Raw genomic sequence first — 26,490 nt, 5'->3', positions numbered from 1 at the left:
GATAGCACCTAGGGTGAAGGAGACGGCGTGAGCTCGGTTGCGCCGTCCCGATCTAGGAGAGGTGCCGCAAGTGTCCACAGCGGAAGCCAGCCAGGGACTCGCGTTCGTCACCATGGCGCTGGGTTGGGACCCGGCCCAGGGGCGTTGGCTCGAAGGGGGCCGCCCCGATATCGATCTGAACGCGGCGGCGCTCATGTTCTCCGGGGAGAACATCGCCGATGTGGTCTATCACGAGCAGCTGATGTCGCAGGATGGCTCGGTGCGCCTGCTGGGCGACAACACCACCGGCGAGGGCGAGGGCGACCTCGAGGTCATCACCGTCGATCTGACGCGACTGCCGGACCATCTGACGACGATCTTCTTCATCGTCACCTCGTATTCGGGGCAGCCGTTCGGGCAGATCGACAACGCGTTCTGCCGGATGGTGGACGCCATGGCGGACGTCGAATTCGCGCGCTACGAGCTCGACGGTGGTCGGGGCGCTACGGGTTTCGTGCTCGGCAAGCTGATCCGCACCGAGCAGGGCTGGGTGTACCAGGAGATCGGCGTGAACCTTCCGGCCAAGCACCCGGTCGAAGCCGTACCACAGCTCGCCCCGTTCCTGGTCTGAAACGCGCGCGGAGGCAGTCGAATTGGGGGCATTCGCGCGCGCTCGTCGCGCGGTAGCCTCCCATAGGTGAGCGACGCGGGGATACAACGTCCGGAGCTGGTGCAGCAGTTGCTGCGGGATTTCAGTGTGATCACCGGAGCCGAATTCGGCCCGGACGACGACTATTTCGCGATGGGCCTGGTGAATTCGCTGCGGGCCTTGGAGCTGGTCGCGTACCTGGAGCGCACCTTCGCCTTCGAGGTGGAGATCGACGACCTCGACCTGGACAACTTCCGGACCGTGCATCGCGCCGCCGCGTTCGTCACCCGTAAGTGCGCGGCGGCCGTGGGCACGGGCGCCGCCGGGTGAGCGACCTGGAAACGCTGCTCGCCGACGCCGCCGGAGCGGCCGCCGAGTGGGACCGGTCCGGGCTGCCCCGGACCGCCGCTCCGACCATGGCCCGCGCCGGATTGCTGGGGATGGACCGCCCCGAGCAGTACGGCGGGCAGGGCGCGGATGCCCACGAGATCGGGCTCGTCGCAAGCGAATTGGGTTCGGTGTGCACCTCGTTGCGATCGCTGTTCACCGTGCAGGGGATGGTCGCCGCCACCCTGGATCGCTGGGGTACCGCGGACCAGCGGGCACAGTGGTTGCCCGCCTTGACTTCCGGTGCGCTGCTGGCCGGGCTCGCGGCGACCGAGGCGGACGCCGGGAGCGACCTGTCCGGGATGCGGGCGCGGTTCACCGGCTCGACGGAGTTGTCGCTGACGGGGCACAAGTTGTGGGTGACCTTCGGCGCGCAGGCCGATGTCCTGCTGGTCGCGGGGCAGTCCGAGAGCGGGCCCGTGGCCGCGCTCGTGCCGACCGATCAGCCGGGAGTGACCGTGGAACCGGTGACCGATCAGCTCGGCATGCGCGGGGCGCGGATCGCGCACGTGCGTTTCGACGCGGCGCGCGTGCCGGCCGGGAATGTGCTGGCACGACCGGGTTTCGGGGTTTCCCACGTTCTCGGAACGGCGCTGGACCACGGTCGATACACGATCGCCTGGGGATGCGCGGGGATGGCGCGGGCTTGCCTGGCCGATGCCGCCGGGCATGCGCGCGACCGGACGCAGGGTGCGTCCCGGTTGGGTGATCATCAAGCCGTGCGGGCGATGCTCGGGCGCAGCTGGGTGGAGATCGAGAGCGCGCGGGCACTGTGCGTGCGCGCCGCCGAGCAGCGGGTCGCCCGCGAGCCCGGTGCGCTGCTGGGCACCATCGCCGCGAAATACGCCGCCGCGGCGGCCGCCGCATCGGTGAGCGAACGCGCGGTCCAGATCCTCGGGGCCGCCGGTTGTGCGCCGGACAGCCGGGCCGGGCGGTTCTTCCGGGACGCGAAGATCATGCAGATCATCGAGGGCGCACGCGAAGTGGCCGAACAGGACATCGGTGAGTTCGTGCTCCGGACCACGCGTCCGGCGACGGCCCGCGCGGTGACCCGGTGATCACGCTCGGACCGGTCTCGTCGGTCTTCCCCGACACCGCCGTCGCGGTAGCCGAACTCGCGGAAATGGCGGAGCTGTCCGCCGGAAAGCGCGCGCACGCATTGGCATTGGGCATCGATACGGTGCGCTGCGCCGCGGCGGATGGTGACCACGATCTGGCGGCCGCCGCCGCGGCGCGAGCGCTGGAACGCGCGGGACTCAGCCCGGACCGCCTCGATGCTCTGCTGCTCGTAGGCGGGCGCGCGCCGCGATACCTGATGGCCTCCGAGGCCACCCGGTTACAACATCGGCTCGGGGCGGACCGAGCGTTCGTCGCCGGCGTCGGCGAGCTCGGCTGTGCCTCCATTTCGGCCGCGTTCACCCTGGCCGCCGGGCTGCTGCGCGGCGACCCGCACTGCGGCAACGTGCTGATCGTGGCGGCGGCCACCGCGCCGACCCGGTTCCGGTATCGCGCTCCCATGACGCTGCTGGGTGACGGGGCCGGGGCGGTGCTGCTCACTACCGGCAAAACCGGGCGCTACCAGCTGGTCGACCACCTGGTGCGCAGTGACGGCAAATACTCCGACCTGTTTCGGATCGACTATCGCAATCTGCCGCAACGGGATTGGCGGGAGGAGTGCGCCGACGAGGCGACCTACAGCTTCCGGCTCGCGGTGGAAAGTCGCAAACGCCTGGCCGCGATGAACGAAGAACTGTTGCGCCGCAATGGTTTACGGCTTCCGGACCTGGGCCCGGTACTGATGCAGAATTTGTCCGCGGGGGCGTTCTCGTTCTGGGAGGAAGCGCTGGAAACCCGTGTCGACCAGGCCTGCCGCCGCAACCTCGCCGCATACGGGCATCTCGGATCGCTGGACGTGCTGGTCAACCTGGAAGCGGCCGCCCCGCATCGTGCGCCCGGCGACTACACCTTGCTGCTCAACAGCAGTCCCGTCGCGGCTTGGAGTTCCACACTGTTGCGGCGGCTCCCGGACCGGGAATACGAAGGGATCGAACTATGACCTCCGTCGTGAAATGCCTGGTCTGGGATCTCGACGACACCCTATGGGACGGTGTGGTGCTCGAGCACGACGCCACCGCACCGCACCCGCGAGCCTGGCGGGTGCTGCGCGCGCTCGACGAACGGGGCATCGTGCACGCGGTCGCGAGCCGCGGCGAACCCGCGCTCGCCACAGCACATCTCGACGCGCACGGGCTCTCGGAGATGTTCTGTTCGCTGCAGATCGGTTGGGGCGCGAAGTCCGCCGCGGTGCGCCGGATCGCGGAACACCTCAATATCGGCCTGGACGCCATCGCCTTCGTGGACAACGACCCGGTGGAACGCGCCGAGGTCGCCGCCGCACTCCCCCAGGTCCGCTGCTACGCCGCCGCCGACCTGGCGGGGCTGCCGGAGCTACCCGAGTTCACCCCGGAGGTGATCACCGCCGACGCCCGTGATCGCCGGAAACGCTATCGCGCCGAACAGATTCGGCGTGATCGAGCGGCGGTGTTCGAGGGAACGGATGCCGAATTCCTGGCGGGCCTCGGCCTGGTCATGACCGTCCGCCGCGCGGGCGAAGCGGATCTGGCGCGGGCACACGAACTCACGGTCCGCACCAATCAGCTGAACACGACCGGACGGACCTTCGACATCGACGAGCTGCGGGAGCTGAGCAGGTCATCGACGCACGAGGTGCTGATCGCGTCGCTGCGCGACCGGTTCGGTGAGTACGGCGCGATCGGCTTGGCGGTCAGCGAGTTTCGCGGCACCGATTCGGCGCTGCTGCTGTTGCTCATGTCCTGCCGGGTGATGTCGCGCGGCGTCGGCGGCGCGTTGCTGGCGCATCTGATCGACCGTGCCGCGGCGCACGGGCGGCGCGCCGTCGCGGAATTCGTTCCGACGCCGGTGAATCGGGTGATGCTGGTGACGCTGCGTTTCGCCGGATTCGCGGTGCTCGAGCAGCACCGCGAGCGAGTACTGCTCGCGCACGACGGCAGCACCGCCGTGCCCAACATCAGCCATGTACTCCTGCGCGCGCCCGACGCCCCCGTACCGCCGGGCGACCTCGTCACCGGACTGCTGCGCCAGGCCGCGCGAGTCCCCGACCGGACCGCCCTGATCTCCGGCGACCACCACTTCACCTACCGCGAACTGAATACCCGCACAGCGCAACTCGCGGGCCGTCTGGTCGGGGCGGGAGTCCGGCCAGGCGATGTAGTGCTGTGTTACCTCCGCCAGAACGCCGACTCCATGATCGCCATGCTGGCCGCCCTGCGCGCCGGCGCGGCCTGGTGCCTGATCGAACCTGAGCGTTCTCCCACTCAGATCCAGGCGCTGCTCGCCCAAATCGATTGCACTGCGGTCATTTTCGATCCCACCGACACGACCTCCGCAGCTCGCCAGAAATCTGAAGCAGCAGCACCGGCGACTGGCTGGACGGGAAACGTGGCGGCAGTGTTCGGTGCATCGCCGCGACCGCTCGCCCTGTTGCCGCTCGGGGAGCCGTCGGTGCCGGGTCCGCTGCCGCCTCCGGCGAACGCACCCGCGTATGTGATCACCACGTCGGGGTCCACAGGTGTCCCCAAGGCAGTTGTGGTGAGCCGGGCGAATCTGTCGGCGATGATCGCGGGGCGCGAGTATCCCTACAGCGATGGCGAGTTGGTGACGTTGTCGACGTGTCCGCTCACCGCCGACGCGTCACTGTTGTTCGTGCCGTGGGCATTTACGGTCGGCGGCACGGTGGTTGTGCCGACGCATCGGGAACTGCCCGATGCGTCGGCGGTCGGTGCGCTCGCGCGTCGCGCCGGTGTCAGTCATCTGATCGCGACGCCGTCCTACTACCGGCTCCTGCTCGATTCGCTGGTCGAAAGCGCACCGCGGGTGGTCGCGCTGGCGGGTGAGCAAGTGCCGACCGCGCTGGCCGATAAGCATCATCGGCTGCTCCCGGACACGCTGTTGCTCAACGAATACGGCCCGACCGAGGCGACCGTCACGTGCGTCCAGCACACCGTCGAGGCCGGGGCGAGTCCGGCGATCATCCCGATCGGTACCGCGATGCCGGGGAATTCGGCGGCGGTGCTCGGACCGGATCTGCTGCCGGTGCCCGGCGGCGAGACCGGTGAGTTGTACCTCGGCGGTGACCAGATCACCCTCGGCTACGCGAGTCGTGCGGGAGTGACCGCGACCACGTTCGTCGCCGACCCCTACGCCGCCGATCCCGGTGCGCGGATGTACCGCACCGGAGATCTGGCCCGGCACAACGAATCCGGCGCGATCGAATTCCTCGGACGACGGGACGGGCAGGTGCAGGTGCGCGGTGCCCGAGTGGAGCGGCACGCGGTGGAAGCGGTATTGGAGAGCCACCCGGGTGTCGCGCACGCCGTCACCCTGGTGGTCGAAAACCGCGACGCGGTACCGGAATTGGTGGCCTATATCGTGCCCGCCGATCCGGCGGCACCGCCGGAGCGCCGCGTCCTGGCCCGGTACTGCGCCGAACATCTGCAACCGATGGAGGTGCCGAGCCGTTTCGTCCGGCTCGACACCATCCCGATCGCGGACGCGGGCAAACTCGACGAATCCGCGTTGCGTACCGCCGCCACGGGCCCCGCCCTGCCGGGGCCGTCGCGCCGTGGCTGGACCGAACGCGAACTCGAGCTCGCCGAACTGTGGTCCGCCGCCCTCGAACACGACGACTTCGACCTGGATGATTCGTTCTTCGAGGTAGGCGGCAACTCCCACCGCGTCGTCTATCTGCACCTGCTGATGGAACAGCGCTGGCCAGGCGCCATCCGGGTCGGTCAGCTCTTCGATCTGCGCACCATCGGTGCGCACGTCGAGGCGCTGGAGACCGCCTTGGCGGCAGCCATTCCCGACGAAGGCGCGAAGCCCGACACCACACCGACCATGGCCTACGAGCTGTGAGCGCGGTATCAACCGTCTCGACCCGCAGGATGTCGACCTCAGCGGCCGACCACCACTCGCCTTCGAGCTATCAGTACGCAGGAGCAAGGCTTGTCTGACCGTCATACCGCCCGTCCGGCCGATATCGCCGTCGTCGGCATCGGGGCACGATTCCCACATGCGGCCGACCTGGCCGAGTTCCGGCGCAACCTCGCGGCCGGACGCGATTCGGTAGGGCCGATGCCGCCCGGCCGGATCGCGGCGACCGGACTGGATCCATCGGTGACGTATTTGCCGATGGGGCACCTCAACGATATCGAGCAGTTCGACTATCGGTTCTTCGAGTTGTCGCGGCGGGAGGCCGCGGTGCTGGATCCGCAGCAGCGGCTGGCGCTGGTGCTGGCGCATCGGGCGATCGAGGATGCCGGGTATACGACGGCGTGGCTGGCCCGCGCGGTCACGGCGGTGGCTTTGAGTGCGGCGCAGTCGAGCTATCACTCGGTGGCGGTGGATCCCGGACCGTTGAGTCTGCTCGGGAATGCCGCGTTCGCCGGGCCGGCGCGGATCGCGCACCGGTTCGGGCTGACCGGGGCATGTTTCGGTGTGGACAGCGGCTGCAACAGCGCGCTGGTCGCCGTGCACCAGGCATGTAGTGAATTGGCTTGCGGCGACGCGGATTACGCCCTCGCCGGGGGTGTGGCGGTGCGAGTGCACGGGACACCGTCGTGGGGCGGTGGCGGATTCAGCGAGATCATGTCACCCAGCGGGGTGTGCCGCGCGTTCGACGCCGAAGCCGACGGCACGGTGAACGGTGAGGGCGGGGCGGTGCTGCTGTTGACCACCGTCGAGCGGGCGCAGGCCGATCGAGCACCGATCTACGCGGTGATCCGCGGCAGCGCCACCAGGCACAACGGGGCGGCGGCCGCGACGATCAGTACGCCCAGCGCCACCGGACAGGCCGCGGTGATCGAAAAGGCTTGGGCCAAAGCCGATCTGGATCCCCGCATGGCGGGCTACCTGGAGACGCACGGCTCGGGAACCCGCTTGGGTGACGCGGTGGAGCTGGAAGGCATCAGCGCGGTGTTCGGCAGGTCCGGGCGGGTGCTGCCGATCGGTTCGGTGAAGACGAATATCGGCCATCTCGATCATGCTTCGGCGACCGCCGGATTGGTCAAGGCGGTACTGAGCGTGTCCGAGGGTGAGTTGTATCCGTCGCTGCATTTCACGCGCGCCACGGGCGGGTTCGATCTCGACGGCGCGGGCCTCGAGGTGCTCACCGCGGCGCGTCCGTGGTCGGCGGACGCACCGCGGGTGGCCGGTGTCAGCTCGTTCAGTTTGGGCGGCAGTGTCGCCCATTGCGTGGTGGCGCAAGCTCCTCCGGCGATGCCCGGACGCTCGTCCGGGCGGGCGCGGTTGATCGGCGTCTCCGCGCGCAGCCCGCAAGCACTCACCGAACTCTGTCTCCAGCTGTCGGCGACCCTGCGCGAAACCCCCGCCTCCCTCGACGAGGTCGCCGCGACCCTCCTGCTCGGCCGGACCCACTACGACTACCGGGTTGCCGTAGCCGCCTCGAGCACCACCGAACTCGCCGAGTTGTTGGCGGAGGCAGCGGTCACCGCGCGCCCGGAGCAGAGCAAGCCCCGTGTGGTGCTGCTGCTGTCACCGGACGCCGTCCCGGCCGGCGCATCGCCGGACCGCGCACTGCCCGAACAACTTCCAGCGACCGGCCAGACCGCGCACGTCCTGTCCAGGCAGATCGCGGTGCACGAGCGACTACGCGAGTGCGGCATCGAATTCGCCGCGCTGCTCAGCGCCGGCTCCTCCCGCTACGTCTCGCGCTATCTACTGGGTTCCCGTGCTGCGGTCGACGCGAGTGAACTTGCCGCGGCCGCACCCACTGTCGACACCGACCGACTACTGGCCGCCGTGCGTGCCCTGCTCGCGGATGGGCCGGTGGTGTTCGTCGAACCGAGTCCCGGCGGACTCCTCGGCGCACTCATCGCCGAATCGGTACCGGAAGCCGAGATAGTCACGGCGACCGATGGTTCCGACGCGGCGGTCACGACCATCGGCCGACTGTACGAACACGGCCTGGAAGTGGACTGGCACGCCCTCGCGCCTGCGGAAGCGAACCGGGTGCGGCTGCCCGGCCACCCGATGCGGGAAGAACGGTGCTGGGTCGACCTGCCGAACGCACATCTCGGCGCGTTGCCCGTCGCGAGCACTCCCCGCCGCGATATCGCCGATCCGGCGCTATGGCTGCGCGGAACACTCGCCGACCTGCTCGGCACCGACTCGGACATGGACGAGGACGCGAACTACTTCGCCCTGGGCGGCAATTCGCTGATCGCCGTGCAACTGGTGGACCGGATCGAGGAATCCTTCGGGTTCCGTCCCAAACTCCTCGACATCTACGAACGTCCGCGCCTGGCGGATTTCGCGGAACTACTCACCGCGTCGGGGGTGAAACCTCCACAGCGCGAGCCTATTCCGGCGGTCGTGGCGCACGATGAACCGGTCATGTCCTCCGGTCAGGAGCGGATGTGGTTCCACCACCAGTTCGACCCGGACACCACCCTGTACAACTACCCCGTTGTGCAGCTGCTGCGCGGCCCCCTCGATCTCACCGCGCTGCGCGGCACCTTCGATGACCTGATCGAACGCCACGAACCGCTGCGCTACAACCTCGCCGAAGTCGACGGCCGGCCGGTGCTGCGCATCCGCGATCGGCTCGAGGGCTATTTCCGGGTGGTCGACGTCTCGGCGGAAGCCGACCCCACGGCCGCCGCGCGTGCGCTGGTGCAGCAGGCCGCGCAGGCGCCGTTCGATCTGGGCGCGGACCCCCTGCTCCGCGTGCTGGTCGTGACGCTGGCACCGGAAGCCCATGTCCTGCAGTTGGTTTGCCATCACGCGGTCACCGACGGCGCGACCCCCGTGATTCTGGCGCGCGAGTTGCCGGAGCTGTATGCGGCCCGGCGGGAGGGTCGGCCGCACCGCCTCGAGCCGTTGCCCATCCGGTATCGCGACTACGCCGCCTGGCATCGCGCACTGCTGCGCAGTTCGGCGCTGGACCACGAACTCGACTACTGGCGCGGCGAGCTGGCCGGTGCGCCGCTGCTGGCCCTGCCCACCGACTTTCCGCGTCCGCCGCGCAAAACCTATGTGGGCGACCTGCATCCGTTCACCATCCCGGCCGATCTGATCACCGAAGCGCGCGGACTGGCGCGAGGCGAATCCGTGTCGCTGTTCGTCGTCCTGCTGAGCGCGTTCTATCTGACGCTGGCACGGCGCAGCGGCCAGCGCGATATCGTCGTCGGCACGCCCACCACCGGCCGCGGCCGACGTGAATTCCAAAGCCTCATCGGCTATTTCAACAGCACTGTGGCGTTGCGCACCGACTTCGGCGCGGACCGGACGCTATCCGAATTGCTGTCCCGGGTGCGGACGAAGGTCTTCGGCGCCTTGGAGCACCAGGAGATCCCGTTCGACCGGGTCGTGCACGCCTTGGTCGAACACCGCGACCTGTCCCGCACCCCGCTGTTCGACGTGCTCTACATCCATCAGGTCACCCCGCGCGCCGAGCGTGTCGACGAGGCGGCCGCGGAACTGTTCGACCTGGAGCATTCGGCGGGCAACGAGTTCGGCGGGTTACCCACCGGCACAGCGAAGTTCGATCTCACGCTGGTGACGTTCGAATACACCGACGATGTTCCGCGCGATATCAGTGCCTGCCTGGAGTTCAGCACCGAACTGTTCACTCGGCAGACTGTCGCCGCGTTCGCCGAGGAATTCCTGGAGATCCTCACGGCCATGGTCGCGCCGACGCCCCCGACCGTCGACGCGCTGATCGCGGGCGTCGCCCCCGGCGAACCCGCCCTGTTGATTCCCACCGATCGCCCGCGTGCGGCCGGACTCGAATTCCACCACGAACTCCGCACGCACCCGATCGGATTCGATGTCGCGCGGCATCTGACGGAATTCGACGCCGCACTGTTCGACGCCTACACCGTCCTGCTCGCCTGGTATTCAGGCCGGAACCGGGTACCGATCCGGCTACCGGATTCGCCTGCCGGACAGCAGCGCTACGCCATCGCCGAGGTCCCAGCGGAGGCAACGTGGCGCACAGTGCGCGACCGCGGCCGCACCGTCGTCGAATCCGCGTCCTCCCCCGTGCGCTACCACGGCGCGATTTCGGAAGCGCCGCCGAGCACACCCATCGCCGAGCTCGAGCTCTCCTGGACGCCGGAACCCCCTGCGCTGCATCTGCATTACGCGACCGAACTTTTCGACAGCGCCTCCGCCGAAGACCTGCTCGACGACCTGTCGCGCCTGTTGACCGCCGCGCTGTCTCGTCCGGATGAGCCGGTGTTCGACACCGCGAGCGCCGACCCCATGTCCGCCGATCGCACGGGGGTGCACCCATGACCCGCGAACAACGAGTCGGCGTCGTCGGCGCGGGCGTCATGGGCGCGGGCATCGCGCAATGCCTCGCCCAGGCCGGGATGCCGGTGACCGTCGTCGAAATCGACACCGTGGCCGCCGAACGCGCCCGCGGTGCGCTGAAGTCCGCGCTGCGCCTGAGCGTGCTACTCGGCCGCGGGGTGAAAGCCGCCGATATCGCGGACATCACCGCGCGCATCCGCTGGACCGACCGCCTCGAACACCTCCGCGACGCGACCTTCGTCATCGAATCCGTCACCGAGCGCATCGATCTCAAACGCCACCTCTTCGCCGACCTGGATCGGCACTGTTCCCCGTCGGCGATCTTCGCTTCGGGGACCTCCGCGATCCCCATCGCCGAGCTGGCCGCCGAGACCGGCCGGCCGGATCAGATCCTCGGCCTGCATTTCATGAATCCGGCGCCGTTGACCGAGACCGTCGAGGTCATCACCACCGCCCGCACCTCCCCCGGAACGCTGAACCGCACCCTGGGCCTGCTCGACGCACTGGGCAAGAAGGGCATCGTCGTCGGCGACGGACCCGGCTTCGTGATCAACCGGGTCCTGATGCTGAGCATCGCCGAGGCAGCCACGATCACCGAGACCGGCACCGACGCCGCCACCATCGACGACCTGTTCGAAGGGTGCCTCGGCCACCGGATGGGCCCGCTGCGCACGGCTGACCTGATCGGCCTGGACAACGTGGCCGACACCCTCGTCGTGCTGCGGGAGACCACCGGCGACGGGCGTTACCGGATACCGGAGGCATTGGCACAACTGGTGGCGGCCGGGCATCTGGGCCGCAAGACGGGCAAGGGTTTTCATGAGTACCCGTGAGGCGGGCGCGGTGCTCGAGCAGCCCGCCGGACTGGGACGGCTGGCCCGGCGCAGCGGCGGGGGCGCGGCCGCGGTGCTGCTGGCCGGTCTGGCGGCATATGCCCATCGGCGGTCGGATGCGGTGGAAGTGACCGTGGGACACCGGGTCGGTGCGAGTGTGACGGCGGTCCAGCTCGAGGTGACGCCCTACCTCGACTTCCGTAGCATCACCGCCCAGGCCGGCGCGCGACTGCGGCAGCCCGGCTCCACCACCGCGCAGCCCGGTATACCGACGGCGACGCAGCACGCCGACGAATGGCAGATCGAACTGCCCGAGGCCGAACGCGCCACCTTCGCCCGCTTTTTCACCGATCTGGTCGCCGCACCGGATGTGCCGATCGGACGCTTCGACCTGGCCTCGAATATCGAGCGCGGTGAACTGAGCCGCCGGGCCGGAAATACGCGTCACCTGGTCCCGGCCGAAACCACGTTGAGCGGTTTCGAGCGGGCCGTGCGGCGAACGCCGGACGCCATCGCGTTGGTCTTCGCTACCGAGACGGTCACCTACCGCGAGCTCGATACTCGTGTGCGTCGTCTCGCCCACTGGCTGATCGACCGAGGCGTAGGCCCGGACATCGTGATCGGTGTCGCCATGCCGCGCTCGATCGAGGCCATCGTCGCGGTGTACGCGATACTCCGGGCCGGTGGCGCCTTCCTGCCGCTGGACCCCACGCACCCGGCCGAACGTCATGACCGCATCCTCGGCGTGGCCGATCCACTTCTGGTATTGACCACGCGCAGTGCGGGATTCGACTCGGCGATGGTCTCCGTCCACTGTATCGAGGATCTCGAGTACACCCCGACCGCCGACAGCACAGTGCCGCCACGGCCGGAGCATCTCGCCTATCTCATGTTCACCTCCGGCTCGACCGGGATGCCCAAGGGCGTGGCGGTCTCCCATGCCGCCGTGGTGAATCACCTGCACTGGATGACCGCGCTGCTCGGTCTCGACGAGACCGACACCGTGTTGCAGAAGACACCGGTCACCTTCGACGTCGCGATCTGGGAACTGTTGTGGCCCTCGCATACCGGCGCGTGCCTGGCCATCGCGCCGCCCGCCGCCGACAACGATCCGGCCGAAGTGTCCCGGCTGCTGGCCACGCACTCCGTCACCACCGTGCAATTCGTCCCGTCCACGCTGACCAGCCAGCTCACTGTGGCCCCGCACTTTCCCGCCTGTGTGCGCCGGGTACTGCTGATCGGTGAAACCCTCACGCCAGCCTTGGCTCGCCGGTTCGCCGCCGCCACTCCGGCACGGCTGCACAATCTGTACGGGCCCACCGAAGCGACGGGCGCGGTGACCGGATATGCAGTGAGCACAGCCGATTCCGAGTCGATACCGATCGGCGCGCCGGGCTGGAACACCGGTGCGCACGTGCTGGATTCCTGCCTCCGGCCCGTCCCCGGCAACACCTTCGGAGAGCTCTATCTCTCCGGAGTCCAACTGGCGCGCTGCTACTTCGGCGATCCCGCGCGCACTGCCGCCCAGTTCGTGGCCGACCCCTTCGCACCCGGCGGACGGCTGTACCGCACCGGCGATATCGTGCGCTGGAACTGCGAAACCGGTCTGCTCGACTATCAGGGTCGCGCCGACCTCCAGGTCAAACGGCACGGTGTCCGCATCGAACTCGGCGAGATCGAGGCCGCCCTGGGGGCCTGCGCGCCGGTCGCCCAGGCCGCCGCGGTCCTGCGGCCCGAGGGCAGGCTCGTCGGCTACGTCATTCCGGTCAGCGGCGCTGTCTGTCTCGAAGACGCTCTGCGCGAACGGCTTTCGCGATCGCTTCCAACGGCGATGGTGCCGGACGAGATCCTGGTGCTCGACAGTTTCCCGCGCAATGCCGCGGGCAAGCTCGACCGCGCCGCACTGCCCGCACCGGCCGCGCGTCCGGAACCCTTCCGCGCACCACGCAACGCGGTCGAGCAAACCCTCGCCGAGGTGTTCGCCCAGGTCCTCGGCCGCGAACGCATCGGCGTAGACGAATCCTTCTTCGCGCTCGGCGGCGACAGCGTGATGTCGATTCTGCTTGTCTCCCGGGCGAAGTCGCGCGGCCTCCGCTTCACCGCTCAGCAGGTCTTCGAGGAGCGCACCGTGGCCGCACTGGCCGCGATCGCCACCACCGTCGAGCAAACACCCGACACGCTGACCGAACTGCCGGGCGGTGGCGTCGGCGAATTGCCGCCCACTCCCGCGGTGTGCGCTCTCCTCGACCTCGCCGAGTCCGGTGCCGCGGATTTCGACCGCTACGCCCAGCACCTGGTGCTCGAACTCCCGCCCGGCATCACCGAGACGCAGTTGCGCACGGTGCTCGGCTCGGTCATCGCCCGCCACGACATGCTGCGCGCCCGCCTCTACCGCGACGCCAGCGGTCGCTGGCGCATGTTCGCCGACCCGGCCGACGCCGTCGACCTGAACTCGATCCTCACTCGCACCGAAGTGGCGGCGACCGGCGAAGCCGCGGCGTTCCGAACGGCGACCGAGGCCGCTCTGGCGCGCCTCGACCCGACGAATGGGATTGTGCTGCAGTGCGTTTGGGTCGACCGCGGTGCCAGTGGCGGACGGTTGATCGTGGTGGTGCATCACATCGCCATCGATGGCGTCTCCTGGCGCATCCTGATCCCGGACTTCCTGGCCGCGTGGGCGCAGGTAAGCGCGGGCGAGCTACCGCAGCTACCCGGCGGCGGCACCTCGATGCGCCGTTGGGCGCACAGTCTGCGCGCGGAAGCCCACCGTCCGGAGCGGGTCGCCGAGGTCGACCGGTGGCAGCAGTTCGCCGAACCGGAGGCACTGTGCACCGATCGGCCGCTGGACCCGCACGTCGATACCGCGGCCACGGTGCGCCGGATCACGGTGCGATTGGACCAATCCGCGACCACCGCGCTGCTGACAACGCTGCCGTCGCGCTACCGAACCGACGCCAACACCGTGCTACTCACCGCCTTGGCGATGGCGGTGGCGGCTTGGCGACGCCGTCGCGACCTGAGCGAAGCGCCGACCTCGATCCGGCTGGAAGGGCACGGCAGGGACCCCGATCTCGTGCCCGGCGCTGATCTCTCACACACGCTCGGCTGGTTCACAGCGGCGTTCCCGTGCCGTCTCGACCTCACCGGTATCGATGTCGACGCGGCCCGCGCCGGTGGACCGGCCCTCGCGACGGCCGTGAAAACCGTGAAAGAGCAAGTGCTTTCGGTCCCCGGCTCGGGCATAGGATACGGCCTGCTGCGGTATCTCAATGCCGGCACCGCCGCGCGCATGCCCGCCGAGCCCACGCAACTGGCCTTCACCTATCTGGGCACGGTCTCCACCGCACCCGTCGCGGGTGGCCCGTGGCTGCCCGCCGCGGATTTCGCCACCGCATCGGTGGAGCCGCCGCACGATTCGGGGCTGCCCGCTACCGCGGCGATCTCCGTCGACGCCATGGTGACCGACGGCGAGTTGGCCACGGGTTTCGCGTACCCGCGGACGTTGCTCGCGGACGCCCACGTGCGTGAACTGGCCGAGCTGTGGACCGAGAGCCTCGCGGCGCTCGCCCGGCATGCCGACGATCCCGCCGCCGGAGGCGCCACACCGTCGGATTTCGCTGTCCCCGTGGCGCAATCGGATATCGACACCTTCGAGCGCCGCTATCCCGGCCTGCACGACATCTGGTCGCTCACTCCGATCCAGGAGAAGTTCGCGACCCTCGCACCCCGGGACCCGGACGCGGTCGACGTGCACACCTTGCAGGTCATCCTCACCTGCCTCGGCACACCGGATCAGGACCGGCTGCGCGCCGCCGCGCAGCACCTCGTCGACCGGCACGCCACCCTGCGCGCCGCCTTCCGGCGCGACCGTGCGGACAGCCGCTGGTATCAGCTCATCACCCGGGCAGCCCGCGTCGACGTCCGGAACATCGACCTGCGCTCCGACCCGGGCGGACTAGCGGATCTGCTCGCGGCGGAGCGACTGCGGCCCTTCGACCTCACCGCCCCACCACTGATCCGGTTCCTGCTGGTGCGGACCGGCGACGAGCGCTGGACGCTGTCGATCACCAATCACCGTCTGCTGCTGGACGGTTGGTCCGCGCCCATCCTGCTGCGCGAACTGCTGACGGTCTACACCCTCGGCATGCCGGGCGAAATCGACCTCGATGACGGCTTCGGCGTCTTCCTGCGCTGGCGCGAGGCCCAGGAACGCGACTCCGCCGCGGCCGCCTGGCACGCGACCCTGCGCGACATCGACGGGCCCACACTGGTCGCCCCGTCCGGCGCTACACCGAGCGAGCCCGCGCGCTCGGCCGCCGAACACGTGCTGACGCTGACGACAGCACAGACCCTCGGATTGTCGCGCTCGGCGGCGGCGGCCGGTGTCACCCTCAACACCGTCTGCCAATACGTCTGGGCTCAGGTGCTCGGCGAGGTCACCGGCCGGGACGACATTTTGTTCGGCACGGTGGTTTCCGGCCGCCCACCCGCGATCCCTGGCATCGCATCGATGGTCGGATCGTTCATCAACACCGTCCCGGTCCGAGTTCGCTTGGCGACCGACGATGATTTCGGCGCGCGACTGCGCGCGGTACAAGCCGCCCAATCGGCCGTGGTGGACCACCAGTACCTGGGACTCGCCGAAATCGAGGCCGCCGTCCGAATCCCGGTGCGCGAATATTTCGACACCCTGCTGGTTTTCGAGTCCTACCCGGTGGACGGGACGACGATGCCGATCACCCTCGGTGACCTGACTCTGACCGAGCTGGAGTCGCGTGAGATCACCTTGTTCCCGCTGACCGTGACCGTCTGGCCACGGGCAGAACTGCGCGTAGCCCTGAACTGGCACCGGGATCTCCTCGAAGACAACTACATACAGCGGATCATCGCGCGGCTGACCGCACTGTTCGATGCCCTCTCGACTCCGAACGGACTGTGATGGACAACCCCCGCCGGCCGCTCACCGTTGCCCAGCAAGAGATTTGGGCTTACACGACGCTGCTGGGAACCGATCGCCGTTACCTCATCAGCGGCTACGTTCAGCTGCACGGTCGCATCGAGCCCGATCTGTTCGAACAAGCGTTGCGCAACGTCGTCGCGCGCAGCGAAACCTTGCGGGTGCGGCTGGATCACACCGGCCCGGAACCGATGCAGGTCCTCGAGGACTGCACCGGCTTTCCGTTGCGGCGCGGCGATTTCGGTACCGCGCCCGACCCGCTGGCCGCTGCCCTGGCCGCACTGGACCCCGAGTTGGCCCGGCCCTACGACCTGACGACGGCACCGCTGTTCGACCACTATCTGTTCGATCTCGGCGCGGCCGGGCACCTGTGGGGTATCAAGGCGCACCACGTGATCTTCGACGGCGGCGCCTCCCTCGCACTGATCCGTGAAGTGGCCCGGGTCTACACCGCCCTGCTCGCCGGGCAGCCCGCACCGACCGAAATCCACGATACCGTGGCCGGTTTCGTCGATGCCGACCTCCGCTACCGCGCCTCCCGCCGGTTCACCGAGGACCGCGCGTTCTGGGCCGAGCGGCTGGCGGGCCTGCCGGACGCGCCGATGTTCACCCATCCTCCGGCGCGGCAACGTGCCTCGGGTCCGATCCGCCGGTCCGGCACGCCCACCGCGCACGACTGGTCCCAGTTCTGCGGTGCCGCAGAGGCTTTCGAGGTTGACTGGTCGGCCTTGCTCGCTGCCACGATCGCGCTGCTGCTGCACGCGGACACCGGAGCACGCACCGTGGTGCTCGGCGTCTCGGTGCCCGCCAAGCGGTCCTGGCGCGCGCTCGGCATGACCTCGAACGTTGTCGGGCTGCGCTTGACCGTCGACCCGACCGCCTCGATCCGCGCACTGGCCCAGCACGCCCAGGCGGAATTCCGGAAACTCTTGCGGCACCAGCACTACCGCCGATTCGATCTGCTCGCCGACGGCACCGCCCCCGGTGGCGAACACCGCGTCATCGGGCCGGTGCTCAATATCCTGCCGATCCCGACCGAGCTGCGCTTCGGTGACGTGCGCGCGACCCTGACGCCGGTGTCGACCGGCGGCACCGAAGTGTTCGGCATCGGCGTCTATGCCGGCGCGGGCGCACCTCGCATCGACTTCGACACCGCGGCGGACCGCTGCGACCCGGAAGCGCTGGCCCGGCTGCACGAGCACTTCCTGAGCACGCTGAACGCGGTGGCCGCGGCCACGCCCGCGACGCCGATCGCCCGGCTCGTACAACTCGAGCCGCCCGCTGATCGGGCGCCCTACGACGACCCTCGCGGCGTCACGAACCGCGGTGTCGCAGCCGCTTTCGCCGATATCGCGCGCGAGTTCCCGGATCGCAACGCCATCTGGTACGAGGGCGAGCATCTCACCTACCGCGAACTCGACGCCCGCGCGGCCGGATTCGCACGTCACCTCGCCGACCACCACGACGTGCGCCTGGGCACCCCGGTAGCCGTGCGACTACCCCGCTGCCCGGAACTGGTGGTCGCCTTGCTCGCGCTCATGCGGCTCGGCGCGATCTGCGTCCCGCTGCACGAACAGGATCCGCCGGAGCGAGTCGAATGGATGTTGCGGCACACGGGTTCCCGGCTGGTCCTCGACGACATCGAGACCGTACGGGCGGCGCCACCCGCCGACGCCGCGAGAAGACCGGCGGTGCCGGCCGAGGCCGTCGCGTGGCTGATGTTCACCTCCGGCTCCACCGGCGAGCCGAAGGGTGTGCAGGTGACCCATCGCGCGGTCGTCACCCGTGCCATCGACCGGATCGCGGCCGGGCCGGAATACGCACGGATGCTGATGCATTCGCCGTACGCCTGGGACATGGTCGTCTGGGAACTGTGGATGCCGCTGCTCCAGGGCCATACCGCGGTGCTCGCCACGCCCGCCCGTCTGAGCGCCGCGGACTTCCGGCACGTACTGCGCGCGGGTGCGGTCACCGCGATGCTGTGCCCGGCCGGGTTGTTCCAAGTTCTGGTCGAAGACATCCCGGAAAGCCTTGCCGCCCTGCGCACCATCTCCAGCGCGGGCGATGTGCTGGCTCCGGACACCGTGCGCGCGATCCGCGCCCATGCCCCCGAGTTCGAGGTCGTGAACATCTACGGCCCGGTCGAGGCCACCGCCTACGCGACCGCCTACACCATTCCGCCGGGCCAGATCGACGATGCCGCGTTCCCGGTCGGCCGTGCCGTCGACCACACCGAGGTGCTCGTCCTCGACGCGCTGCTGCGGCCCGTGCCGCCCGGCCTGGTCGGCGGAATCTATTTGACCGGCGCCGGTTTGGCACAGGGTTATCTCGGGATGCCGGGACGCACCGCGAGCTGGTTCACCGCCGATCCGTTCGGTGCGCCCGGCTCGCGCATGTATCGCACCGGTGACTACGGCAGCTGGGGGCCGGACGGCGAGTTGCGCTTCCTCGGTCGCGGCGACCGGCAGGTCAAGGTGAACGGCATCCGGGTGGAGCCCGGCGAGATCGAGCATGTGCTGCGTGCCCAGCCGGGGGTCACCGCGGCCGTTGTCACCGCGCACCGGATGGCCGCGGGCAAGACGCTGATCGCCCACATCGTCGCCGACACCGCCATCGACACCGCGGCCCTGCGCGACCGGCTGACCGCACGCCTGCCCAGCTATCTGCTGCCCGCTGTCATCGTGCAGATCCCCGCGCTGCCGCTCACCGTGAACGGCAAGATCGATCGCAGAGCACTGACTTTGCCCGAGCCGGCGGCGGTCCGCCCGCCCCGCACGCCGCGTCAGCAGGTGCTGGCCGGATTATTCGCCGCTGCGGTCGGCGCGCCCCGGGTCGGTCTGGACGACGACTTCTTCGAACTCGGCGGCAACTCACTGGCCGCCATCCGGCTGGCCGCCGCCGCGAGTCGCGAGCTGGGCCGTACGGTGACTCTGCGCGACCTGCTCGAGGCGCCCACGGTGGCGGCACTGGAACAGCTGCTGGACGACCGCGTCGGCGACCGCACCGTGCGTCCCGTCCTGCTTCCCGCTCGTCGTCCCGAGGTGATCCCGCTCAGTCCGGTTCAGCATCGGCTCTGGACCGTCAATTATCTGAGCGAGGGCACCGCGGACTACCTCATGCCCGCCGCCCTGGAACTCCGCGGCCCCTTCGACACCGCGGCGTTGCGCTCGGCCGTCGACGACATCGTGCGCAGGCACGAAATCCTGCGAACCATCCTGCCTTTCACGCCGACCGGACCTGTCCAGCGGATTCTGGATTTCCGGGCCGAGGACGTCGACTATCGCGAAATCCTCGTCGAACCCCCCGAGTTGGACGCGGCGTTGGCGACGGAAGTCTCGCGCGGCTTTCGGCTGATGAATGAACCACCTTGGCGGATAAGGCTTTTCCGTATCAGTCCAGTCCATCACATCGTGCTCGTCGTGATCCATCACTGCGCGGGTGACGCCGAATCACTCGGCGCGCTGTTGAACGAACTCCGATACGCCTACCTGGCCCGCGCCGCGAATCAGGAACCACAGTGGCCGACGGCCGCGTTCCAATACGCCGATTACACGCTCATGTCGCGCGAATCCCTCGGCGCGCAGGACGATCCCGGTAGCCGCCTCGCCGAGCAAGCCCGCTACTGGCGCACCACCCTGGCCGATCTCCCATCGGAACCGCCGCTGCCCGTGGATCATCCACGCGCGCAGGGCAGTCCGGCGGCCATCCTGGCCTTCGACATCGATGCCGACGCCCACACCCGTCTGCTCGCCGCCGCCCGCCGATGCGGCGCCACCGCCTACAGCGTGCTGCACGCGGCACTGGTCTGCGCGCTCGCCCAGCGCGGCGCGGGACCGGACCTGGTCATCGGGACCGCGCTGAGCGGCCGGGATCGCGCCGAACTCGACACCATGCTCGGCTGCGCCGTCGATATCGTCCTGATCCGCACCGACCACGCCGCCGCGTTCACCCATCGCGACCTCGTCCGCCAGGTCCGCGACCGTATCCTCGAGGCCCACGAACACCGCGAGTTCCCCTACGAGCGCCTGATCCCGGCCGGCGCGACGGCGCTGCCCCAGATCGTCACCACGTTCTTCCGCGACGTCGCCACCACGGGCAGTACCGGTGACTTGGAGTTCCGCCTGCGCGAGCTGCCCGCCCAGCGCGCCGAGTTCGAAGTTCTGCTCCAAGCCCGGGAAGTCATCGGGCCGACCGGCCGGCCCGGCGGCATCCGCGCCGAATTCCGTTACGCGGCAACACTGTGGGCACCGGAAACCATCGCGGCCTTGGCCACGGACCTGTCCGCCGCGCTCGCGGCCATCTGCGCCGACTTGGACGCGGCTCCCGGCGGACCGCTGGCCTCAGCCGCGCAGGGCGGCGGCGAGCGCGGGATTGAGGGCTAGGGACAGCGTCAGCAGCGACTCCACCAGGAGATCCACCAGTTGGTCCCGGGTGATGGTCTCCTCGCGCAGCCAGCTGAGCGTGATCTCCTCGACGAAGGCGATCCAGCCTCGGGCCGCCAGCACCAGGCGCGGCCGCTCGATGCCCTCGACCACGACCGGCATTTCGCTCAGGATCATCTCGACGATGGCCAGGCGGGTCTGATCGACCAGTGACATCAGTTCGGGACTGGCGCTGGCCGGGCCACGGAGCAGTGCGAGGTAGGACTGGCGGTTCTCGCTGACATAGTCGATATAGCGTTCGATCGAATCGCGCAGCTTCTCGAAGAGATCGAGATCGCTGTCCGGCCGGACCCGGTGCAGCAGTTCGGTATTGGCGTGCGCGACGACGGCCAGCTGAAAGTCCTGCATGGTCGGGAAGTAGTGGAACAGCAGGCCGCGGGAGATGCCCGCCTGTTCGGCGATATCGCTGACCGAGATCTCTTCCAGGGGTCGCTCGCCGAGCATCTTGACTCCGAGCGTGATCAGCTGCAGGCGGCGCTCGTCCGGACTGAGCCGGACCCGCTTGGTTTCCCCGTTCGCTTTGCTACCCACGACCACCACCTTACTGAACGTCAGTCAATACTGTTGACTCGTGCTCAATAAGACCGTAGTCTCGGTTACATGAGTCGCAAGGTTACAGACAAAGCTGTCGGCAACCACCCCACCCGCCATGCCAAGACGATCATCATCGGCAGTGGATTCGCGGGGCTCGGGCTGGCTATCCGGCTGAGCCAGCAGGGTCGCAACGACTATCTCGTCCTGGAGCGCGGCAGCGATGTCGGCGGCACCTGGCGCGATAACACCTACCCCGGCGCGGCCTGCGATGTGCCGTCACACCTGTACTCGTACTCCTTCGCGCTCAACCCCAACTGGACCCGCTCGTTCTCCAAGCAGGGCGAGATCCAGCAGTACATCCGCGGCGTCGCGGAGCGATACGACGTGCTCGACAAGCACCTGTTCAACTGCGATGTCACCAGCGCCCGCTGGAACACCGAGACCTCGCAGTGGGAGATCGAATCCAGCCAGGGCAGCTTCACCGCCGACACCGTGGTCTCCGCGGTCGGCGCGCTCTGCGAACCGGCACTCCCGGATATCAAGGGCATCAACGACTTCGAGGGCGAGGTCTTCCACTCGGCCCGCTGGAACCACGACGCCGACCTGACCGGAAAGCGCGTCGCCATCATCGGCACCGGCGCCTCCGCCATCCAGATCGTGCCCGCCATCGCGGCGAAGGTCGGCCACCTCGACGTCTACCAGCGCACCGCGCCGTGGCTGCTGCCCCGCATGGACCGTCCCTACCTGGCCGCGGAGCGCTTCGCGTTCAAGCACATTCCCGGCGTGCAGAAGCTGTCGCGCGCCGCCATCTACGCCGCCCGCGAGACCCAGGTCGTCGGCCTGGCCAAGCTGCCCGCGATCATGCAGGGCTTTGAGCTGCTGGCGAAGGCCAAGCTGCAGTACGAGATTCGGGACCCGGAGCTACGCAAGAAGGTCACCCCGAACTTCCGCATCGGCTGCAAGCGCATGCTGATCTCCAACGAGTACTACCCGGCGCTGAGCCGCGACAACGTCGACGTGGTCACCGAGGGCATCAAGGAGATCCGCGCCAACTCGATCGTCACCACAGACGGCACCGAGCGCGAGATCGACGCCCTCATCGTGGCGACGGGCTTCCACGTCACCGACTCCCCGACCTACAACACCATCGCGGGCAAGGACGGCCGCACGCTCTCGGAGGTCTTCGACGAGATCGGCCAGCAGGGCTACAAGGGCTCGGCCATCGCCAACTTCCCGAATATGTTCTTCCTGCTCGGCCCGAACGTCGGCCTCGGGCACACCTCGATGGTGTTCATGATCGAATCGCAGATCAACTACATCGCCGACGCGCTGGCCACCGTGGACCGGCTCGACCTGCGCACGGTCGAGGTACGCCGCGAGGTGCAGGACGACTACAACAAGGAACTGCAGCGCAAGCTGTCCAAGAGCGTGTGGAACACCGGCGGCTGCGCCAGCTGGTACCTCGACAAGCACGGTAACAATACGACGCTGTGGCCGGACTTCACCTTCGAATTCCGTAGGCTGACCAAGAAGTTCGACGTATCGGCATACGAGACGACGTCGTCTGCGGGCGAGAAGAAAGTGGTGGCATAAACAGTGGGCAACGATGCTTACTTCAAGGACAAAGTCTGCGTGATCACCGGCGCCGGTTCCGGCATCGGACGCGCCCTCGCCGAAAACCTGGCCAAGCGCGGCGCCAAACTGGCGCTGTCGGATATCGACACCGAAGGTCTGGCCGAAACCGTCCGCCGCTGCGAAGCCCTTGGCGCGCAAGTGAAATCGGATCGGCTCAATGTCGCCGAGCGGGAAGCCGTGCTGCTCTACGCCGACGCCGTGAAAGCGCATTTCGGGGTCGTGCACCAGATCTACAACAACGCGGGTATCGCCTACCACGGTGATGTGATCAAGTCCGAGTTCAAGGACATCGAACGCATCATGGACGTGGACTTCTGGGGTGTCGTCAACGGCACCAAGGCCTTCCTGCCGATGCTGATGGAATCCGGTGCGGGCCATGTCGTCAACATCTCCAGCCTGTTCGGCCTGATCGCCGTGCCCAGCCAAAGCGCTTACAACTCGGCGAAATTCGCGGTTCGCGGCTTCACCGAGTCGCTGCGCCAGGAGATGATCCTCGGCAAGCACCCGGTCGAGGTCACCTGCGTACACCCCGGCGGCATCAAGACCGCGGTGGCGCGCAACTCCACCTTCGCCGAGGGCATCGACGGCAAGAAGGCCGCCGCCATGTTCGACGCGAAGCTGGCCATCCACACCCCCGAGATGGCCGCGCAGACCATTACCGAGGGCGTGCGCAAGCGCCACGGTCGCGTGCTGATCGGCTGGGAAGCCAAACTGCTCGACGCCTTCGTCCGAATCACCGCTTCCGGCTACCAGCGGATCTCCGCCGTGGTGAACCGGGCCGTTCAGCCCTGAGGTAAACCGATGCGCGACATCAATATTCCCCTGCCCCTCACCAAAGCCGTACTGCGGCGGATGTTTCCGGCCATTTTCAACGCGCGGCTGTCGTACCCGATGCAGCGCAAGCTGATGGATCTGGGATCGGTGCTGCAGTGGCTGCCCGGCGACACCGTCGTGCATCGGCTCCGGCTGGCGGGGCGTCCCGCCGAAAAGCTCACTGTCCGTGGCCGATCCGCCGAAGGTGCGGTGCTGTACCTGCACGGCGGCGGATACGCGGTCGGCTCGCTGGCCACGCACCGTTCACTGGCCGCGCGACTGGCGCACCACACCGGGTGCGCGGTGTACCTGCTGGACTACCGGCTCGCGCCGGAACACCCGTTCCCGGCCGGGCTGGACGACGCCGTCGCGGCATTTCGCGAACTGATCGCCGACGCGGGCTACCGGGCCGACCAGATCGCCCTCGCGGGTGACTCGGCCGGCGGCGGGCTGAGCCTGGCCACCGCCCAGCGGCTGATCGCCCAGCACGGCCTGACACCGGCCGCCCTCGGGTTGATCGCACCCTGGACCGACCCGAACGTCGTCCCGGAAAAGGACAGCGACCTGGTGATCAACCGGGCATGGTCGCGGGCCTGTGCCGCCGCCTACCTGGGCGAGGGCGACAGCCAGGACACCGGCTACGCGCCGCTGCGCGGTGTTCTCGAGGGGCTGCCGCCCACCTACGTCCAGGTCGACGTGAGTGAACTGCTGCACAGCCAGTGCGTGGAGTTGGTTGCCGCACTGCGGGCCGCGGGCGTGCATGTCCGGTTCACCGAAAGCCAGGGACTGTGGCATGTCGCGCAGGCGCAGGCGGCCTTCGTGGCACCCGCGGCGGCGGCCGTGCGGGAGCTGGCGGATTTCCTCAAAGAGGCGGTCCAGCCAGTGTCGATGCGCGATCTAGGATGATTTCGATTCTCGATTTCAGCGGCGGTGGGCGGCGTGCCGCGCGGGTTTCCGGTGGTCGATATGGCGACCGCCACTTAGGTGTCGTAGATTACTGGCGAGTAAACCACGTGGAAGGGCACTGATGCGCGAGTTCGAAGTTCCGGCTTCTTACAAAATCCCGGCAGACGCGAACAATTCCGACAACGTCTTCCGGCACGCGGAACAGTCGCCCGACGCGGTCCTGTTCAACGTGCCGGACGAAAAAGGCGGCTTCACCGATGTGACCGCCGCCGAATTCGCGAAAGCCGTTACCGGCGTCGCGAAAGGCATCATCGCCTCCGGCATCGAGGTCGGCGACCGGGTGGCCATCATGGCCGCCACCCGCTACGAGTGGGCGCTCATCGACTTCGCCATCTGGGCGGCCGGCGGCTGCACCGTCGCGATCTACGACAGCTCCGCCGCCGAACAGGCCAAGTGGATCCTGCAGGATTCGGCGACCAAGCTGCTGATCCTGGAGAACGACAAGCACCAGGCCACCATCGCGGAGATCGAGGACGGCGCGCTGCCCGATCTGGCCGAGACCCTGCAGATCGACCAGGGTGCTGTCGACCAGCTCATCGCGCGGGGCGCGGACCTCGACGACAGCGTGGTGCACGAGCGCCGCAAGCAGGTCGGCGCGGAATCGCCCGCCACCCTCATCTACACCTCCGGCACCACCGGCCGTCCCAAGGGCGTCGCGCTCACCCACGCGAACCTGTACGGCCAGTCCCGCTCCGACCGCATCGCGGCGGACAAGTTCATGGGTCCGGGCAAGAAGACTCTGATGTTCTTGCCCATGGCCCACGTGTTCGCCCGTGCGCTGACCCTGGCCTCCTTCGACGCCCGGGTCACCATCCGGTTCACCGCCGACTGGACCACCCTGGTCGACCAGTTCGGCGCCTACCGCCCGCACTACATCCTCGCCGTGCCGCGCGTGTTCGAGAAGGTGTTCAACAGCGCCAAGCAGAAGGCGCACGACGGCGGCAAGGGCAAGATCTTCGACGCGGCCGCCGACACCGCCATCGCCTACAGCGAGGCGCTCGACAACGGCGGCGCGGGCCTGGTGCTCAAGCTCAAGCACGCCCTGTTCGACAAGCTCGTCTACAGCAAGCTGCGCACCGCGCTGGGCGGGCAGTGCGAGGCCTCGGTCTCCGGCGGCGGCCCGCTCGGCGCGCGCCTGGGCCACTTCTTCCGGGGCGTCGGCGTCACCATCTATGAGGGCTACGGCCTGACCGAGACCACCGCCGCGGTCACCGTGAACACCCCCGAGAACATTCGGGTCGGCTCGGTCGGCAAGCCCACCGAAGGCCATGCGGTCAAGATCGCCGAGGACGGCGAGCTGCTGCTGAAGGGCTTCTCGGTCTTCGGCGGGTACTGGCAGAACGACGAGGCCACCGCCGAGTCGTTCACCGACGGCTGGTTCAAGACCGGTGATCTCGGCGCCGTCGACGCCGACGGCTACGTCACCATCACCGGCCGCAAGAAGGAAATCATCGTCACCGCGGGCGGCAAGAATGTTTCCCCCGCCGTGCTCGAGGATTCCCTGCGCGCGCACCCGCTGATCAGCCAGGTCATGGTGGTCGGCGATGGTCAGCCCTTCATCGGCGCGCTGATCACCCTCGATCCGGAAGCCCTGCCGGGCTGGAAGGAACGCAACGGCGTCGCCACCGACACGCCGATCGAGCAGTTGGTCGAGAACTCGGCCCTGGTCGCCGAGATCGACGCCGCCGTCGCCGAGACCAACCACAAGGTCTCCAAGGCCGAGGCCATCAAGAAGATCCGCATCCTGTCGGTCGACTGGACCCAGGAAACCGGCGAGCTCACCCCGAAGATGTCGCTCAAGCGCAACGTGGTGATGAAGCAGTACGCCGCCGACGTGGACGCGATCTACAACTGAGGTAACCGAAGGCGCTGTCCGCGAAGTCGATTCGCGGGCAGCGCCTTTCGCGTAAGGCCTCG

14 protein-coding genes are annotated in these 26,490 nt (G+C 68.5%); 13 read left to right on the top strand and 1 reads right to left on the bottom strand.

The window, feature by feature from the left end; translation table 11 throughout:
• Nucleotides 1-70 precede the first annotated feature (70 nt).
• The 9 genes from BJ987_RS11260 (at nt 71) to BJ987_RS11220 (ending at nt 20,565) form a co-directional block, all read left to right on the top strand.
• Nucleotides 71-610 carry a TerD family protein gene (locus tag BJ987_RS11260; RefSeq protein ID WP_307869570.1) on the top strand — a complete coding sequence of 180 codons (540 nt, stop codon included), beginning with the start codon at nt 71-73 and terminating at the stop codon, nt 608-610.
• A gap of 66 nt (nt 611-676) precedes the next feature.
• Nucleotides 677-958 (top strand): acyl carrier protein, encoded by a 282-nt coding sequence (locus tag BJ987_RS11255; RefSeq protein ID WP_209887865.1) that lies wholly within the window; start codon nt 677-679, stop codon nt 956-958.
• Nucleotides 955-2,073 (top strand): acyl-CoA dehydrogenase family protein, encoded by a 1,119-nt coding sequence (locus BJ987_RS11250; RefSeq protein ID WP_209887862.1) that lies wholly within the window; start codon nt 955-957, stop codon nt 2,071-2,073. Before BJ987_RS11255 ends, BJ987_RS11250 begins: the two co-directional genes overlap by 4 nt.
• The gene (locus BJ987_RS11245) at nt 2,070-3,071 is read left to right on the top strand and encodes a 3-oxoacyl-ACP synthase (RefSeq protein ID WP_307869569.1); all 1,002 of its coding nucleotides are present in this window, start codon (nt 2,070-2,072) and stop codon (nt 3,069-3,071) included. Before BJ987_RS11250 ends, BJ987_RS11245 begins: the two co-directional genes overlap by 4 nt.
• Nucleotides 3,068-5,971: an amino acid adenylation domain-containing protein gene (locus BJ987_RS11240; RefSeq protein ID WP_209887859.1), complete on the top strand. Its 2,904-nt coding sequence runs from the start codon at nt 3,068-3,070 to the stop codon at nt 5,969-5,971. Before BJ987_RS11245 ends, BJ987_RS11240 begins: the two co-directional genes overlap by 4 nt.
• Nucleotides 5,972-6,061: 90 nt before the next feature.
• Nucleotides 6,062-10,375 carry a condensation domain-containing protein gene (locus tag BJ987_RS11235; RefSeq protein WP_209887856.1) on the top strand — a complete coding sequence of 1,438 codons (4,314 nt, stop codon included), beginning with the start codon at nt 6,062-6,064 and terminating at the stop codon, nt 10,373-10,375.
• Nucleotides 10,372-11,226: a 3-hydroxyacyl-CoA dehydrogenase family protein gene (locus tag BJ987_RS11230; protein WP_209887853.1), complete on the top strand. Its 855-nt coding sequence runs from the start codon at nt 10,372-10,374 to the stop codon at nt 11,224-11,226. Before BJ987_RS11235 ends, BJ987_RS11230 begins: the two co-directional genes overlap by 4 nt.
• Complete coding sequence (locus tag BJ987_RS11225; protein WP_209887850.1) at nt 11,213-16,165, top strand: non-ribosomal peptide synthetase; 4,953 nt, start codon at nt 11,213-11,215, stop codon at nt 16,163-16,165. The genes BJ987_RS11230 and BJ987_RS11225 overlap by 14 nt, the downstream gene beginning before the upstream one ends.
• Entirely contained in the window at nt 16,165-20,565 is a 4,401-nt protein-coding gene (locus tag BJ987_RS11220) for a non-ribosomal peptide synthetase (protein ID WP_209887847.1), read from the top strand. Before BJ987_RS11225 ends, BJ987_RS11220 begins: the two co-directional genes overlap by 1 nt.
• On the opposite strand, the gene BJ987_RS11215 is transcribed toward BJ987_RS11220, so the two are convergent.
• Nucleotides 20,524-21,156 carry a TetR/AcrR family transcriptional regulator gene (locus tag BJ987_RS11215; protein WP_307869568.1) on the bottom strand — a complete coding sequence of 211 codons (633 nt, stop codon included), beginning with the start codon at nt 21,154-21,156 and terminating at the stop codon, nt 20,524-20,526. The genes BJ987_RS11220 and BJ987_RS11215 overlap by 42 nt on opposite strands.
• Nucleotides 21,157-21,225: 69 nt before the next feature.
• On the opposite strand from BJ987_RS11215, the gene BJ987_RS11210 reads away from it, so the two are divergent.
• The 4 genes from BJ987_RS11210 (at nt 21,226) to BJ987_RS11195 (ending at nt 26,428) form a co-directional block, all read left to right on the top strand.
• Nucleotides 21,226-22,752 carry a flavin-containing monooxygenase gene (locus tag BJ987_RS11210; protein WP_209887844.1) on the top strand — a complete coding sequence of 509 codons (1,527 nt, stop codon included), beginning with the start codon at nt 21,226-21,228 and terminating at the stop codon, nt 22,750-22,752.
• Between the two features lie 3 nt (nt 22,753-22,755).
• Nucleotides 22,756-23,586 (top strand): SDR family NAD(P)-dependent oxidoreductase, encoded by an 831-nt coding sequence (locus BJ987_RS11205; RefSeq protein ID WP_209887842.1) that lies wholly within the window; start codon nt 22,756-22,758, stop codon nt 23,584-23,586.
• 9 nt (nt 23,587-23,595) lie between these two features.
• A complete protein-coding gene (locus BJ987_RS11200; RefSeq protein WP_209887831.1) occupies nt 23,596-24,513 on the top strand; it encodes an alpha/beta hydrolase in 918 nt (305 codons plus the stop codon).
• A 121-nt stretch (nt 24,514-24,634) separates the two neighbouring features.
• Nucleotides 24,635-26,428, top strand: coding sequence for an AMP-dependent synthetase/ligase (locus BJ987_RS11195; protein ID WP_209887829.1), 1,794 nt, complete (start codon nt 24,635-24,637; stop codon nt 26,426-26,428).
• Nucleotides 26,429-26,490 lie beyond the last annotated feature (62 nt).

It is taken from the genome of Nocardia goodfellowii (assembly GCF_017875645.1).
GTDB lineage: Bacteria > Actinomycetota > Actinomycetes > Mycobacteriales > Mycobacteriaceae > Nocardia > Nocardia goodfellowii.
Note: the sequence above shows the minus strand (reverse complement) of the source record. Positions and strands in the feature narration are given on the sequence as shown.